The organism is Photobacterium sp. GB-1 (genome assembly GCF_003026165.1).
Taxonomy (GTDB): Bacteria; Pseudomonadota; Gammaproteobacteria; order Enterobacterales; family Vibrionaceae; genus Photobacterium.
In genome coordinates this window covers 80,984-97,109 of record NZ_PYOB01000009.1, presented here as the reverse complement: position 1 = coordinate 97,109, position 16,126 = coordinate 80,984, and the positions used below count along the sequence as shown (strand labels likewise).

The following is a 16,126-nucleotide window of genomic DNA, read 5'->3' as shown; positions in this document are numbered from 1 at the left end:
TAAAAAACTATACTCACTCTGTATGTAGAGTGAGTATTTGGTTAATTTTTTACACGTGATAGAGGTTAGTAATACAACGCCCAGTGCTGCTGCTGAATCATATCAATGAACAGACGTAAATCATGTTCAAGCGGGCGATCTTCAATCACAGGTTCAAAGTGCTCTAACACGGATTGATTCATCTTTGTTAATGCAGGACTGAGGTGTGAAGCGTTAAGTTCATCATCACGTTTTCTCAGTTCAATGGCTTGGGTTGCTGCCAGTAACGAAGCGGCAGTCACCTGCTCTGTTAACTGTAATACACGTAAACAGTCACGTGATGCAATGGTTCCCATACTGACTTTATCTTGGTTATGACACTCCGTTGAGCGAGAGAAAACACTGGCTGGCATGGTGTGTTTTAATGCTTCTGCGGTCCATGCTGAAATCCCAATTTGCACGGCTTTAAAGCCATGGTTGATCGGCTTACGTTCACCAACGGCACCGGTTAAGTTAAAGGGTAAGCCATTATTAAACTTATAATCCATTAGTTGAGCCATTTGACGATCGAGTAGATCGGCAATATTAGCGACGGCTGTTTTTAGCGTATCCATTGCCATCGCAATATGACCGCCATAGAAGTGACCACCATGCAGAACACGCTCGTTATCACCGTCAATAATTGGGTTATCGTTGGCGCTGTTGAGTTCGTTTTCAATCATTTGGCGTAGCCAAGGCAGGCTGTCTTGTAAAACCCCAATAACATGCGGCGCACAACGGAGAGAGTAGCGATCTTGCAAGCGATCACTGTTACGAGGTGGACGTTCAGCTTGCAGATCAGAACGTAACCAACTTGCGATTTGTTGTTGACCCGGGTGAGGTTTTACCGCAAACAGTGCCTCATCAAAGTGGAAATCATTACCTTGCATGGCAACAGAAACCATCGCGGTGATTTTGGTTGCCATTTGCGCAAGATATTCGGCGCGTTTGTAGGCGAGGCAGGCCAATGCGGTCATCACAGATGTGCCATTCATTAACGCTAACCCTTCTTTAGGGCGTAATTGGATTGGCGAAATGCCAAGCTCTGCAAACACTTCAGCGGTGGGGCGAATTTCACCTTTGTAGATAACATCACGCTCACCAATTAAGGTCGCTGCAACATAAGACAGTGGTGTTAAGTCGCCACTAGCACCCACAGATCCTTCTTCTGGAATACGTGGCACGATGTCATGATTAATCAGCGTGACTAACTGGTTGAGCAACTCATGACTTACGCCTGAAACGCCTTGTGACAGAGAACATAAACGTGTGGCAAGGACTGCGCGAGCTTGAGGTTGCTGTAGCACTTCACCTAAACCACAACCATGAAAGCGTGTAAGGTGCAGTGGCAATTCGTCAACCAGTTTAGGTGGGATCGCCACAGTACAAGAATCGCCATAGCCTGTGGTTACACCATAAATGACGCCTTCATCTTTCAATAAGCGTTCAAGAAATGCCACGCCACGATCAATTTTGTCATTAAATGCCGTGTCGTTGTTCATTTCTGCATGAGCACCATTGGCAATCGCGCAAACATCTTCAATTGTGAGGCGTTCAGCACCAAACTTAATGGTTTGTTGAGTTGTTGTTGAATTAGTCGTTGTCATTATTTTTTCCACTAAGCTGCCAAAAATTAAAAAAGTTATACCACTGCAATGGGGCTTGAATTGTGTAAGATTCTAGCCGTGATGCATAGTCTTGAACTGTTTGTTGTAATGCCGTTTCTCGTGTTTTACGAGGTAAGATCAAAGCATCGCTGAAGGGTTCGAAGTAAATATCAAAATGGGGATCTGCTTGGCTGTCATCACGTAAACCAAAGAGTAAATAAACGGGCGCTTTCATGACCGAAGCCAGAATAAACGGGCCTTGTGGAAACGGGGCGGGTTTACCTAAGAAATCGGCCCATACCACACGTTGCTCTTTGGTGACCGACGTTCTATCACCGACAATCACCACCCATTCGCCTTGCTCAATTTTTTGCTGCAACATGATGGCAGTACTTGCGCTGAGCTCATTGACTTGAATAAGGTTCAGATCGGAATCAGGGTTAATGGCTTTTAATACCGCATTAAAGCGCTCTGCGTGTTCGGTAAAGACCAAAGCATTAACTTTTATATCGGGATGACGAGAACTTAACGCACGACAAAGTTCTAGATTGCCAAGGTGAGAGCCTAAAATGATGGCACCTTGTTTTCGTTTGGCGAGAGCATCAAAATGTTCACTACCATGAATGGTTAAGTGTTGCTCTGAATAATCGCCTTTCCATGCCACAAGTTTGTCGAGCATGGTATGACCAAACGATAATAAATGATCATAGCTGTTGAGCTTTTTCGGCAAGGAAAGCTGATTTTCACTGGCGTAATGTTCAAGTTGCTCTAGATAATCTTCAGATGCTTTACGAGCCGCTTTCCCTGTTAAGTAGTAATAGCCCATCACAGCTTTTAAGATCAGATTAAATGCTTTTCGTCCGAGCAGAGAATACACAGCAAGTAATGTTTTGATCCCTACAATGGTTCCGCGCTCGGCATGGGATGACCAATGTTGTTGATCGGATGATTTGCGTTTAATTAGTTTAGGAATACGTGGCAACATGCCAAAAAATAGCTTGGTATGCATCCAACTAATTTTGACGTTATCCCACAATGCATCAAAGTGAGAGATGCCATCTTTTGGATAAATAACTTTGGTATCAATAAAACGAATATCGCCGTTATCCCAGTAAAAACGCACCATGATTTCAGTATCAAAATCCATTCTTAAACCAAGCTTGTTGTGATTAATCACATTCATCACGGCATCGATAGGGTATGAGCGAAAACCACACATACTGTCTTTGATAGCAAACGAAAGGGTTTCAATCCAGACCCAAATATGGGTGGCATAACGGCCATAGAGTCGCGATTTAGGGATTGATTCATCGTAGATCGGTTGGCCTGAAATCAGTGAATCAGGATAGTTTTTTGATTCATTGATCAGCTTAGGTAACGCAGATAAATCGTGCTGACCATCGGCATCAATTTGAATTGCATGGGTAAAGCCAAGTGCTTGTGCCTGTTTTATGCCAGCGATAACTGCCCCCCCTTTACCTTGGTTTTGCGGCAAAGTAACAATGTTGATATTGGGGCGTTTGGCTTGTTCCGATAAAATTTTACGGGTGGCTAATTCACTACCGTCATCAACAATGACAATGGGATAATCATAATTTATCAACCCATTCACAACGGCAGGCACCGTTGCGCCATGGTTATAGCAAGGGATCAGAAAACAAGGCTTAAATTCACACATGTTGACGACCTAGCTTAATTTTACCTGATGAATGTTTATGTAGCGTGTTACTAGCATCGATTGAGGTATAGCTAAAATGCAGTTTTTGCTGATCGTCACGCCATTCAAGTGTGAGCGTGATGGTGCTATCTGGCAAGATTGGCTCTTGGAATTTAATCACATCCATACCGTTAAATAAGGTCGGCATATCAGAAAAACATTGCTTGGCAAAATGTACTGCCCAGTCAATTTGGCTCACACCGGGTAATAACGGAAAAGTTGGGAAGTGCCCTTGAAAATCATAGAGTTGGTTGTCAGGGCGCAAGGTGATCTCGGCCTTATAACCATCAATATGTTGAGCGAGTAATGTGGGTGTTCTATTGGTCATCATTATTATGCTTACTATGTCGAGGCGTCATCAGTAAATAACGATTCTAGATCGCTAACTAAACGCTTTCCTTGCGTATTTAAAGGAATGCTATCAACAAGGCGATAGCTGCGCGGAATACCAACCGGCTCAATCCATTGGCGAAGTTGTTGGCGCAGGAGCAACCAAAATTTCCCTTTTCCACGTTGCTGAATGTCTTTTTTTCCTTCATTTGAGAGTGTAATCACTGCGCCTAAAATAAGACGATTATTTTGCTCTAAGGGTAATACTGCGGCTTCTTCAATCCATGGTAACGAACACAGGCGCTGCTCAACATCGGTTAACGAAATACGTTTTTCTTCTATTTTAATAATGCGGTCGGTACGACCTTTTAAAATGAAATGATCGTTATCGATTTGTTCACAATGATCACTGGTTTGATACCACCGTTCTTGATCAATAAACGGCGATAAGATCTTAAGGCATTGCTCTGCATTCAGTGCGATGTCAATGACAGGGAAGCGTTGCCACGGCGTCGAAGCATCCTGTTGCTGACGATAAGCAATCCCTCCGGTTTCCGTACTACCAAAGACTTCAAAAGGTAATTGGTTAAATAGTGTTTGGCATTGTTGAGCTGCCGCTAAGGGTAGCGGCCCACCAGAAGAGAAAATGGCGCGATAGTGTTGTGTTTTTTCCTCATTATCAAGGCGTTTTAGCAACGCAGGGCTGCTAATGAGCACACAATCATCACTGGCTTGTGCCATTACCTGCTCTGGGTAGATCAAATCAAAACGACTGAAACTACGATCGCAGCACAGCGGCCATAAAATACGGAACAATAAGCCATAGATATGTTGATGCGAAACGGTACTAACAATCGTGGTTTGCGCTAATTGTTGTCCCCATAGCATTTCTAACTGGGCAATTTCGTTATTTAATAATGCGAGGTTTTTAAGAATGGCTTTAGGTTTTCCGCTAGAGCCAGACGTAAATAGCGTCAGTTGAATATCAGCGAGCGTTAGTGGTTCAAATACAATAGGAACATTGAGTGAGGACTGCCAATTTATCGTATTTAGTTTGAGGCTAATACACGATGCAGGGCATTGGATATTGTTATCGTGGAGTAAGCCATCAAAATGGTGACTAAGCTCTGCAAGTGCTGCTGGCTGGTGATTACCTGGTAACACCATGTGCTGTTTACTGTGGGCTAATGCCATAAAGGCGACAGCAAAGAAGTAGCTATCTTCGCAACATATCGCCCATTGTTGTTGCTCATAGCTGTTTAGTTTTTCACTCAGCAAAGCAACATCGTTGTGAAACTGCTGCCATGATTGATGACCTGATGGATCGACAGACACCGGAGATTGGCGATCAGACTGCTGCATTAATTGAGATAACGGAATCATTGTTGTCGGCAGTATTAATGGTTTCATGGTAATTCCGGTGTTGAAGGTAGAACAAGTAGAGAGGAGCAATAATTTAGAGATTGATTTCTCACTGTGATTTACGTTGAACAAATTGTCGCACAACCCATTCAATCGCAAACAGACTGCCCGCAAGAAGGTAGCTGATCAAACCGTTGTATAACGTCCATATTTGCAGTGGAAGAAAACAGGTTGTGAGTGCGATTGAGCCATTAACAATGAAAAATACACACCATACTTTAGTGACATTGCGGGTATAGCGAACGCCATCTGGTGGTAAATCTGGCTCTTGCAGTCGCGCTAGTCGTTCAATGAGACTCTGTTTTTGCCATAAACTGGCACTAAACAGCCCAAGCATAAGAATATTGACGATCACTGGGTAATAAAGAAACCAGCCATGTTCACGAAAAATGCTGCCGAGTAAAGCAAGGATGAGTCCCGCGCCACCGCTGAGCCATGCAATATACTTAAGTTCACGAAGCTGAGTCTGCTTCGCCGCGATAATGCGGAGTAAAAACAATACTGCCAGTAACCCAGCAACCACCCCTAACCCCCAACGGCTTAAACCATAGTAAACCGCAAGGGGGTAGGCGAGTAACGCTAATGCTGACACACCTGTCAGCAAACGCATCATCAATTATTCCTCAATAAGCTCGATCACTGCATCAACCACATCATCAACGGTACGGACAGTTTTGAACTCTTCAGGTTTGATTTTCTTACCAGTAATGTTTTGTAAATGAACGACTAAATCAACGGCATCAATACTGTCTAAATCAAGTTCAGTGTATAGATTGGTTTGCGGTTGAATGTCATCTGCATCAAGCTCAAACAGTTCCACAAGAACATTTTTCACTTGGTCAAAAACTTGGTTACGATTCGCTTCTGTCATTTTTTTTACGCTATTTTATGAGTTTTTATTATTAGAAATATAGTTTGCTAAGTTAGCAACTGATGCAAAATGTTCACGAGTATTGGTGTCATCTGCATCAATAACAATATTGTATTTTTTCTTAATCGCTAAACCCAATTCCAGCGCATCAATAGAATCTAAACCTAGGCCATCATTAAATAGCGGGGCATCTGTTTCAATATCATCAATGGTGATGTCTTCAAGGTTTAATGCATCAATGATGAGTGTTTTTAATTCGTTATGTAGTTGTTCCATAGTACCTACTTGTGATTGTTATCATGATGCTGAACAGTGTGTTGAGCAGGAAAAAGAGCATCATCAAGATAACGGTTGAGCTTACGTGCTGCTGTTGTGGCGGAATCACTACTTTCAAGAAATGATCCAACCGCTATTTTATCCTTTACTTCGACTAAGAAGAAAGGCTTGCTGTCGGGAACGCGATACCACTTTTTTTCTTTGGTTAAAAAGCTAGGTTCAACCGTGATATGAATAACACGGAGATCCGACGCTGTGCGAACTGCTATTTGTGCAGCCCCACGTTGTAATTTTGATTTTTTCCCCGGCGTAGTACGGGTACCTTCAGGAAAAACTAATAAGACATTACCGCTACCTAATCGTTCACTACAGTCATCGAGCAAACTTTCTGGATCTCTATTGGGAATATAACCAGCGGCTTTAACAATACCTTTCATAAATGGGTTATGCCAAATAGCCGCTTTTACCAAACAGTCGCACTGAGGAAGTCGAGAAGCGATCAGAACATAATCAATTAAACTGGGATGATTGGCCACAATAAGGCAATTTCTATCGTTCTCTAATAATTCTGTGTTTTCAAAGCGGTAATCAATCGTGCCGCAAAAACGCATGGTGCGACAGAAAAAATCAAACGATTGTTGAATGATTTTCTGTATTTTAAATTCGCGCTGTTGGGTATTTTTTGCCGTTCGCGTCATTAACGGGAAAATAATGAAGGTTAAGGTAAGTGCGCCAACACCAAATAAACTAAAGCAAAATCCGGTTGCAACAATACGCCAATATTTATTCAGCTGTTGTGACAGAGTGAGTCTTGATGCTGTCACTTGTTTCGTACCCAATGCCAGTGGTTACGCTGATCTGACAGGTTAAACGCTTCGTTATCTAAAGCGAGATGTTTAATGACATCTAATGTTTGTGGATATCCCATAGCGACTTCCTTGCTGCTTCTGTCTGTTTCATTCCACTGTAGCGTGTAGCCATTACCTGCAGATAAGATAGCACTGAATGCATAACCTTGATGAGGTTGGGTTTCAAATTCTTGATATTGTTCAGGTAATGGTTCATCAAAATCGACTAATAAAACCTGGTGGTCTGGATTTTCGCTTAGATAACACGCCGCTTCGATGAGTGCGGAGTGAAGCGTGTGCTCTGCTGCCGATAACGATGTCACAGGGATTGGCTGTTTAGTGATGATGGTATAAAGCCCTGCTGCTGTATTGTGAACCGATTGCGAGAAGGCGATGGGGGATGCATCGTCACCCTCAATGATCGATTCAACTAAATTAACAGTGCGGTGTAATTCACCATGACGGCTTGAGAAAATAATGTAATCAATCTGCTGTTGTTCTGAGATATGCAAAGCTGTTTGTAACGCCAATTTGGTTAAATTACTCATACGGCGTCGCATCATCGGCGGTATTTTATCAAACACGATAGGCTCTGGTGCTTGAGGCCAGTCTTGGGTTATTGCCCATTGCTGCCACTCAGCGAGAGATGACAAGCCGAGTGAGCGAGCTTCCCACTGGTTGATTGTAAAGTGCACAGAGTTCATGGTTAACCGTTTGCAATAAATATCGTGTTCTAATGAATGTGGCTTATGATAATAAAGTCTACCTGTGATTGAAAAACATATTTGTGTTGTTTATGGCATCTACCATGAAAAATATTATGTAATGTTTTCAAGGTGTCATTCATTCCAAAATGGAATGTCTATCTTGTTTGTTGCTATCAATCTAGATGATAATCTTTATTGACGATTAATTAAAACCATGACGAGCGTTAAATGAAAAAGACCCTAGTTAGTATAATGGCGAGTTTGCTGATTGTAGGTTGTACCAGCAAACCTGTCATGAATTTAAACGATGTCTATGTGCCGAGCACTGTCACTGGGCAACAACATTCTATTGATGATGTGCAAAAAGCGATATTAACCGCAGCAGAGCAACGAGGATGGAGCGCTCGAGTAATAAAACCTGGCTTGATTGTGGCAACCCTTTCTGTTCGAACTCATACCGCAACGGTCGACATTTCGTATTCAACATTAAGTTACAGTATTGATTATAAAAATAGTCAAAATTTGGATTATGACGGCACAGATATTCACCGCAATTACAATAACTGGGTGATGAAATTATCTCGCTCTATCCAACAACAACTTGGTGTAACTATTCAGAACTATTAATAAAATTATCGTAATAAGTGCATAGCGAATGATATTAACTAATGACTGATAATTTGTTTTAAAACAATAAGAGTGAGTAAAGGGTCGATAGAATAAGCGGCAACTGTTTAACCTATGTAGGTGTCGTGTGACCGATTATTCTGTAGATCCTTTCAATGCTCTTGATGCAAAAACAGAAGCGCAAAAACTTGCTTTCGCTCCTATCGTATTTCAAACCGCTAAATCTCTGCGTGATCTTGGTATCTTAGCCGCATTAGATGAAGTAAAAAAAGATGGGTTGGATGCTGTAGCCATTTCAAAGCGAACAGGGATCAGTGAATATGGTGTAAAAGTGTTATTAGATATGGGCCTAAGCGCACATATTGTCACTTGGCACGCGCCAAAATACCGTTTAGCCAATCTGGGACATTATTTACTGCACGATGGTATGACTCGAGCAAATATCGATTTTACCGCAGATGTTTGTTACGCCGCGATGATGCACCTTTCTCAATCTATTAAAGAAAGCAAACCCGCAGGCCTTGTTGAATTAGGCGATTGGGAAACCATTTATCAAGGGCTATCTCAACTACCTATGGCCGCCAAAGAAAGTTGGTTTAATTTCGACCATTTCTATTCTGATCGTTCATTTCCGTTACTACTTGAACGTGTCTTTGCGAAAAAGCCTAAACGCTTATTTGATATCGGTGGCAACACGGGTAAGTGGGCGCAACAGTGTTGTGCGTATGATCCTGATGTGAACGTTACTATTATCGATTTACCACAACAAGTTGAGATGGCACTCACGCAAGCCAAAGAAAAAGGGCTGGCAGAACGCATTTCGGGTGTAGGCACTAACTTACTGGATAAATCTCAAGCATTACCGCAAGGAGCGGATGTGTGGTGGATGAGCCAGTTTTTAGATTGTTTTTCACCGATGGAAATACTGAGTATTTTACGTCGCGTACGTGAAGCGATGTCACCTGATGCGGTGGTGTATATTTTAGAGCTTTTCTGGGATGCACAGCGTTACGAAGCGGCGACCTATAGCTTGAATGCGACCTCGTTATATTTCACTTGTTTAGCCAACGGTAATAGCCGTTTCTATCGCAGTGATGATTTTCTAGAAATAGTCAAAGAAGCGGGCTTTATTGTGACAGAGCGCGAAGACAATATTGGTTTAGGTCATACCTTATTAACCTTATCAGCCGCATAAACGAACCGAACTATTCATTATAAGCGATCATTTGCGTGACTTGCTCTCGGTTATTTTGTCTCACATATTGCTCGGTGTTAACTAACCACTGGGCAATATTGTGCTGATAACGAGGATGGTCGCCTGTCATGGCTCTCGCGTGGCGACAATCATCGAAAGCCATAAATTCTTTATTCCCCTTGAGCTGTTGATAGAGGGTCTCACCAAATTCAAACGGCACAACGCTATCTTCTTCACAGTGTACTACCAAGGCATGACTTTCCGGCACACGATGCAAACTCTGCTCTGCGGCATAATCATCTCGCATAATTACCAGTGCAAACCAATCATAGAGTTTACCAAAAGGGCTTTGGCTTAAAACAAACTGCGCTTCTTTAACGTAACTGGTAAAGGGAGAATCAAGAATAATACCGTCAATTTCAATCGGATTATCAGCCCAAGCCCGTAAAAAGATATTACTGCCAGTAGAGGTAGCGACAACAAATAATGGCTGGTGGTTATATTGATTGATGTAATTAAGGATCGAAATCGCATCAAGGTACGCATCTTTGTCTGTTGCCGTCCCTGTCGAGTGACCAAAGCCTGAATAGTCGAAAGTGATCACGTTAAAACCATAATCTGTCAGCCATGCGACTTTTTCTTGGGTTTGCTCCATTTGCCCACTGTTACCATGAAAGTGAACCACAGTACCGCGAAGATCAGGTGACGGCATAGAAGAAGTATTCGTGGGGTGATAATAGCGATAAGCAATTTTATTGCCAGAGAGCGAATCAAGCCAAACGACCTCTTTACTTGGCATATCATTATTTGATGGCGAGAAAAATGCTTGGTTGGCACAACCAGATATTACAGGAAGTAATAACAGAGTCAGAAGCAAAAAAGAGTTCATGGGCATCTTCCTGATTTGTCATGATGTATTAATAGTGTGTACGCCTTAAAACGAAAATGTGATCTCTCCTGTGAGAAAATAAAACAATGCCCCTAATTGCTGTTTTTTAAGATAAAGCGCTCCCCGTTGTATGGTGTGAAGAAATAACTTTGTTAAACTCTGCGCTGATAATATATCCAAACCGATCGTTGCTTCTTATCTCACACCTGTCAGGTAAGACATTTACAGTGCTAATAAAAGGAAAAAGATGTTGAATAGTAGACAACGTACCCAAGTTGCAATTATTGGCGCAGGCCCATCAGGCTCTGTTGCAGCAGCGTTGCTCAATCAAAATAATATTGATGTTGTTGTCTTAGAGAAAAACACTTTTCCTCGTTTTTCTATCGGCGAAAGCTTATTACCTGCCTGTATGGAAGTGATAAAAAAAGCCAATATGCTCGATGCAGTAACAGGCGCTGATTTTCAATATAAAAATGGCGCTGCATTTCGCCGTCGTGATACCTATACGGCGTTTGATTTTCGCGATAAATTCACAGCAGGCGCTGGTACGACTTATCAAGTACAGCGTGGCAACTTTGATAAAGTGTTAGCCGATGAAGCGGCCAAGCAAGGGGTTGAAATTCGTTATCAACACAACGTAGAAGCAATTGAATGTGGGGACACTCGCTCCGTTATTACGGTTCGTGATGCGTTAACAGGACAAACCTATACGCTCGAAGCCGACTTTATTTTAGATGCCAGTGGTTTTGGGCGTGTATTACCGCGTTTACTCGATTTAGAGCAGCCGTCTTGTTTACCTGTGCGCCATGCCATTTTTACCCATGTGGTGGATCATATTGAAGATAGCGGTGTTGAGCACGATCGTGAAAAGATTTTAATTTCCGTTCACCCAACGAATGAAGATGTGTGGTTTTGGCTTATTCCATTTAGCAACGGGACTTGCTCATTAGGTGTGGTGGCAGAGCCTGAATTTTTAGCCCAATACGATGCTGATGAAAAAACAGCATTGCAGCAAATTGTGGCGCAAGAGCCAACATTAAATAAGCTGCTTAGCAAAGCTGAATACGCCAATCCTGCAGCGCAAATTGGCGGTTATTCTGCCAATGTAAAACACCTTGCGACGAACAACTATGCGTTATTAGGCAATGCCGGGGAGTTTTTAGACCCTGTATTTTCATCAGGCGTGACCATTGCAATGCAATCGGCAGATTTGGTTGTTAGCGCCTTATTGAAGCAATTAGCAGGCGATGACGTTAATTGGCAGCAAGAATATGCCGATAAATTAATGGTAGGGGTAAATACCTTCCGTACCTATGTCGAAGGTTGGTACTCTGGTGAATTACAAAAAGTGATTTTCTATACCGATCCCGATCCTAAAATAAAACAAATGGTGTGCTCGATACTGGCAGGTTACGCATGGGATCAGAAAAACCCGTTTGTTGCTCAATCTGAACGCCGCTTAAGAACTCTCGCTGAAATTTGTAGTTAAGTCGCCTTGCGCCTTTTTCAAGCCATATTCAATGGCTTGAAATAGTAATATTGGTTTTCATAAATAGCGCAGCAAAAACATGATTTTTGTCTTAATTTAATTAGATAGAAGGCGTATAACTAAGACATAAGCTATTTATAAGGAGAGTTCCGATGTTTCCAGAATACAAAGAGTTAATCGATTCTTTAAAAGGCAAAGAAGTTGCTTTTGATCGTCTATACAATAAACACAGCGAGCTTAACGCTGAAATTGAAAAGATGACAGCGAAAGACGGTTACGACGAAGATGTTATTGATAAGCTTAAAAAAGAAAAACTATTGCTTAAAGATGAAATCTTGGCTTATTTAAAAAGTGTAGAAGCTAAATAATCATTTATTAATCAACAATAAGTGAAAAGAAACAGAAAAGATAAGTGAGAGCTTTTCTTTTCTGTTTTTTATTTGTCTGAATATAGCAACCAATAACGAATGGCTATAGTGAACAGAGTGCGTGACTCATTAGATAATCTGTATTTATCACACTGCGATCATAGCTTCGCCTAACACACTTTTGGACAAAACCTTCTTAGGCTTTCTATTCTATTTAGGCTGATAAGCATTAGAGAAAGTATTGGTAACTTCTTCACAAAGTATCTTTAGGGAACAAAAAGACTGCCACTGTGGACGGTCATTTAACAATAAAGCTATTTATGCGTACTAATAAAGTTAAATCATCAAAAGATATAGCAGTGATATCAATAAGAAATGAATCCTATGATCTTACTCCACCATTTTTTTTTATTAATCGGTATATCATAATCACAATTCTCTGGTAAAACACCAAGATACGGCCTGTCCTTTGACGGGAATAATATATTATATTGTTCCATCCTCATAATACAAAAAGGTGTACTTTGTCCTATATAATTACCATTTTTGTCAAATAATGTTATATATCTTTTACCTTCCAATCCTTGAATTAAAGATAATGGTGTTGTCATTGTTACCGGTGATAAAACTATTTTCCATTTTTTATCTGGACTAATTATTGTATGAGAATGACTATCATCAATGAAGGAAACTGGTGACAACACAGCCCACCAAAATAAAAAAAACGGAACTATTAATATTAAAGTTAATTTTAAATAATTTGCCATTATAATTTTACCGATTTATCCTTATTTAAAGGTTCCATCCATATAATGTCAGAGAAAACAATATAATCACCACCCGAATTATGTTTTTTCTGCCATGACCTAAAATCATCATTTTCAACAGGAACATAATCTGAAAACTCTCTTGCCAATAATCCAAATAGCCCTTGTGTATAAGAACTAATATAGATTGATGCTTTAGCTTTATCTAAAGTTCCCGATTTACTCCATATACCTAGTGGTTCTGATAAACCAAATTTAGTCCATTTACTATCCGATAAAAAATCGTAAGTATCCTTTAAATAAAAACCTATTTTCTCAACGATAAAATACGGTTCATTATCAAATGTTGTTGTGAATCCTGAGACAGCTAGTTTTAAAGTGGCATTACCAATCGCACCATACCAATCATCTATGGTGTCAAGTAAACTGCCAATAGTTCTTATATTAACCTGAGAGGTTGCATCAATTTCTAAGACATCTTCACTTCTTCTTAGAAAAACATTATTTTTACCATCCCAACCGTGCATTCTTAATCTTGCTTTTAATTGATCTTTCACGCATATCATGATTGAAGCCCAAGGTGATTGTACAGCAAAGCATGCATCGCCATAAGAAAAAGCATAGGAAAAACAAAAAATAGACATTGTGTTTTTGTTAATGATGTTACTAGTTTCAAAGTATTCAATCAGGGGCGGAGTTTGCGCATGAAAACCTAAAAGTGACGTTTTACTGACAGATAAAGTTGGCCTAATAAAACTAATCCAAAATCACATTAATACGATATGAATGAGTATTAGGTCTAACTCATAAAGGGGCGTGCGACGTGATGTCGTATGAAGCGCTGTTCACCGCTCAACGAGTGAACCATCTGTATCACCAGATGAACCTAGGAGCCTGAATAAAGTAGCGGCTCTGACAATGTAACGAAGGTTGGTATTTTCCAATCGGGATTGAAGTCGTGAGAGGACGATCCTCCTGATAACCACAACATCGGGTGAGTGCTAGGTAGTCAGCATGATGAACATAAGTGAATCCGCGTAAGGTGCGTTATATTATGAAACAGCGGAAGTGGTTAATACGCTGTAGCCAAAAGGCACGAGAGTCGGAAAGAGATTGCCCCATGCTCTTTCGTGATCGTTGAACTCTCCGCACCATAGCGGGCATCTAAACTGACATTGCGCGACATACGGAACACGGTAAGCCTGTATCACTCCCACTGGGAAAGTCTCTGCGACCGATAGTGATGCAGGTAGAGGATGTTGGAAAAAGCGAAGGCTGCATTGTAACGATGCAGATACAGGTCTCTATCTGGCACGAAAGTGAGCTGACTTCTAACTGGTCTTCCGTTGCAAGATAATTTGAAGAACTTTATTCAAGGAGAAACGCAAATGATGATTTCAAAAGAGATTAGTGCCTCTCCTGACAGTGCTCAATGGCAATCCATCAATTGGAAGGCCGTTGAATCCCATGTTTTAAAGCTTCAGATGCGTATTGCAAAGGCAACACGAGAAGGTAAACACGGCAAAGCGAAAGCGGTGCAGTGGATACTGACTCACTCACGCTCAGCAAAACTTCTTGCTGTTAAGCGGGTATCACAAAATAAAGGCAGTAAAACGCCTGGAATTGACGGCGTTATCTGGAATACAGATACGCGCCGCATGAAAGCAGTCAATCAATTGAGCAGAAAAGATTATAAAGCCAAACCGCTCAAGCGTATCTACATCCCCAAGAAAAACGGCAAGCTTAGACCACTGGGTATCCCCTGTATGGTCGATAGAGCGCAGCAAACGCTTCATCTTCTTGCACTAGAGCCAGTGTCAGAAACACTTGCCGACCCTAATAGTTACGGATTTAGACCAAACCGTAGTACTGCCGATGCAATCGCTCAGTGCTTCAAATGTCTGGCGCTAAAGAAATCTGCACAATGGGTTCTTGAGGGAGATATCAAAGCTTGTTTCGACAAGATCGGACATCAATGGTTAATGGATAACATTGCCGTCGATAAACGCATGTTGGAACAATGGCTAAAGTCTGGTTTTATGGATAAAGGGCTGTTCTATCGTACTGATGAGGGAACACCTCAAGGAGGGGTTATATCCCCAACCTTGATGCTAATGACTCTTGCGGGGCTGGAGCAGCACATAAAGCCTACCGCACTTAAAAAGGGTGCTAGAGCCAACTTTATTGGATACGCCGACGACTTCGTCGTCACCTGTGCTTCAAAGGAAGTGCTGGAGAACGATATCAAACCGTTGATTGCTGATTTCTTAGCAGAAAGAGGCCTAACACTCTCCGAAGAGAAAACGCACATGACTCATATCAGTCGTGGTTTTGATTTTCTAGGTTTTAACCATAGGAAATACAAAGGGAAATTACTCATTAAACCGAGCAAATCCAATACACTACTGTTCTTGACCAACTTGCGCGAACTCATCAAAAAGCACGCAACTATCCCCGTTAACGATTTAATTAAGTTAATAAATCCGAAACTAAGGGGCTGGTCGAATTACTATCGACACTGCGTGGCTAAACAGGTATTCGGATATGTAGGTCACAAGCTATTCCATACGTTATGGCACTGGGCAAAAAGGCGTCATCCAACAAAATCCAGAACTTGGATCGCCCTTAAGTACTTCATCAACCGTCAAGGCCAATGGCAATTTCACGGTTGGCAGAAGATCATGAATATGGACTGTCAGTTCAATCTGTTTCAAATAGCCAAGGTGCCAATAGAGAGACATGTGAAAATCAGGAGCGCTGCTACGCCTTTTGATCCTCAATACCAAGAATACTTGGCAAAGAGAAAATCAAAGAAGCAATGCCGTAACTCTTGGCATGAGCCTGCTCTCGCTGCTTTATAAGTTGCTGGGTGCCAATCGGTGCCTTCGTGAAGGCTTGAGCCTAGTGCGGTGAAAGTTGCACGCTGGGTTCTTAGAGGGACGACACTTGGTAACAGGTGTCGTCTACTCGACAGAAGTGCGCTAGAACAACTAAC

General features: G+C 41.5%; 17 protein-coding genes. 5 read left to right on the top strand and 12 right to left on the bottom strand.

The window, feature by feature from the left end; genetic code table 11:
- Positions 1-65 precede the first annotated feature (65 nt).
- The 9 genes from hutH to C9J45_RS11430 form a co-directional block, all read right to left on the bottom strand.
- Entirely contained in the window at positions 66-1,625 is a 1,560-nt protein-coding gene (hutH, locus tag C9J45_RS11470) for a histidine ammonia-lyase (protein WP_107292540.1), read from the bottom strand.
- Positions 1,612-3,303: a glycosyltransferase gene (locus C9J45_RS11465; RefSeq protein ID WP_107292539.1), complete on the bottom strand. Its 1,692-nt coding sequence runs from the start codon at positions 3,301-3,303 to the stop codon at positions 1,612-1,614. Before C9J45_RS11465 ends, hutH begins: the two co-directional genes overlap by 14 nt.
- Complete coding sequence (locus C9J45_RS11460) at positions 3,296-3,670, bottom strand: 3-hydroxyacyl-ACP dehydratase (RefSeq protein WP_107292549.1); 375 nt, start codon at positions 3,668-3,670, stop codon at positions 3,296-3,298. The genes C9J45_RS11465 and C9J45_RS11460 overlap by 8 nt, the downstream gene beginning before the upstream one ends.
- A 14-nt stretch (positions 3,671-3,684) precedes the next feature.
- Positions 3,685-5,082 carry an AMP-binding protein gene (locus tag C9J45_RS11455; RefSeq protein WP_107292538.1) on the bottom strand — a complete coding sequence of 466 codons (1,398 nt, stop codon included), beginning with the start codon at positions 5,080-5,082 and terminating at the stop codon, positions 3,685-3,687.
- A 61-nt stretch (positions 5,083-5,143) separates the two neighbouring features.
- Positions 5,144-5,707, bottom strand: a complete 564-nt coding sequence (locus C9J45_RS11450; RefSeq protein ID WP_107246535.1) for a hypothetical protein — start codon at positions 5,705-5,707, stop codon at positions 5,144-5,146.
- Between the two features lie 3 nt (positions 5,708-5,710).
- Positions 5,711-5,965 (bottom strand): acyl carrier protein, encoded by a 255-nt coding sequence (locus C9J45_RS11445; RefSeq protein ID WP_107246534.1) that lies wholly within the window; start codon positions 5,963-5,965, stop codon positions 5,711-5,713.
- 15 nt (positions 5,966-5,980) lie between these two features.
- The gene (locus C9J45_RS11440; protein ID WP_045148502.1) at positions 5,981-6,241 is read right to left on the bottom strand and encodes a phosphopantetheine-binding protein; all 261 of its coding nucleotides are present in this window, start codon (positions 6,239-6,241) and stop codon (positions 5,981-5,983) included.
- Positions 6,242-6,246: 5 nt separating this feature from the next.
- On the bottom strand, positions 6,247-7,065 hold the full coding sequence (locus C9J45_RS11435) for a 1-acyl-sn-glycerol-3-phosphate acyltransferase (RefSeq protein WP_107246532.1): 819 nt from the start codon (positions 7,063-7,065) through the stop codon (positions 6,247-6,249).
- A complete protein-coding gene (locus C9J45_RS11430) occupies positions 7,062-7,793 on the bottom strand; it encodes a beta-ketoacyl synthase chain length factor (protein WP_107261735.1) in 732 nt (243 codons plus the stop codon). Before C9J45_RS11430 ends, C9J45_RS11435 begins: the two co-directional genes overlap by 4 nt.
- 231 nt (positions 7,794-8,024) lie before the next feature.
- On the opposite strand from C9J45_RS11430, the gene C9J45_RS11425 reads away from it, so the two are divergent.
- Together C9J45_RS11425 and C9J45_RS11420 are read left to right on the top strand one after the other, a co-directional pair.
- Positions 8,025-8,423, top strand: a complete 399-nt coding sequence (locus C9J45_RS11425; protein ID WP_107246528.1) for a hypothetical protein — start codon at positions 8,025-8,027, stop codon at positions 8,421-8,423.
- Positions 8,424-8,550: 127 nt separating this feature from the next.
- Positions 8,551-9,618: a methyltransferase gene (locus C9J45_RS11420; protein ID WP_107292537.1), complete on the top strand. Its 1,068-nt coding sequence runs from the start codon at positions 8,551-8,553 to the stop codon at positions 9,616-9,618.
- Positions 9,619-9,628: 10 nt separating this feature from the next.
- Here the strand turns inward: C9J45_RS11420 and C9J45_RS11415 are convergent, their stop codons facing one another.
- Positions 9,629-10,507 (bottom strand): alpha/beta hydrolase, encoded by an 879-nt coding sequence (locus C9J45_RS11415; RefSeq protein ID WP_107246525.1) that lies wholly within the window; start codon positions 10,505-10,507, stop codon positions 9,629-9,631.
- Positions 10,508-10,754: 247 nt separating this feature from the next.
- On the opposite strand from C9J45_RS11415, the gene C9J45_RS11410 reads away from it, so the two are divergent.
- Positions 10,755-11,996 (top strand): NAD(P)/FAD-dependent oxidoreductase, encoded by a 1,242-nt coding sequence (locus tag C9J45_RS11410; protein ID WP_107246523.1) that lies wholly within the window; start codon positions 10,755-10,757, stop codon positions 11,994-11,996.
- Between the two features lie 152 nt (positions 11,997-12,148).
- Positions 12,149-12,364, top strand: a complete 216-nt coding sequence (locus tag C9J45_RS11405) for a DUF465 domain-containing protein (RefSeq protein ID WP_107207383.1) — start codon at positions 12,149-12,151, stop codon at positions 12,362-12,364.
- 365 nt (positions 12,365-12,729) lie between these two features.
- Here the strand turns inward: C9J45_RS11405 and C9J45_RS11400 are convergent, their stop codons facing one another.
- Positions 12,730-13,131, bottom strand: coding sequence for a DUF6201 family protein (locus C9J45_RS11400; RefSeq protein WP_107207382.1), 402 nt, complete (start codon positions 13,129-13,131; stop codon positions 12,730-12,732).
- Complete coding sequence (locus C9J45_RS11395) at positions 13,131-13,688, bottom strand: DUF6402 family protein (RefSeq protein WP_146144066.1); 558 nt, start codon at positions 13,686-13,688, stop codon at positions 13,131-13,133. The genes C9J45_RS11400 and C9J45_RS11395 overlap by 1 nt, the downstream gene beginning before the upstream one ends.
- 831 nt (positions 13,689-14,519) lie before the next feature.
- On the opposite strand from C9J45_RS11395, the gene ltrA reads away from it, so the two are divergent.
- Positions 14,520-15,992 carry a group II intron reverse transcriptase/maturase gene (gene ltrA, locus C9J45_RS11390; protein ID WP_107288191.1) on the top strand — a complete coding sequence of 491 codons (1,473 nt, stop codon included), beginning with the start codon at positions 14,520-14,522 and terminating at the stop codon, positions 15,990-15,992.
- Positions 15,993-16,126 lie beyond the last annotated feature (134 nt).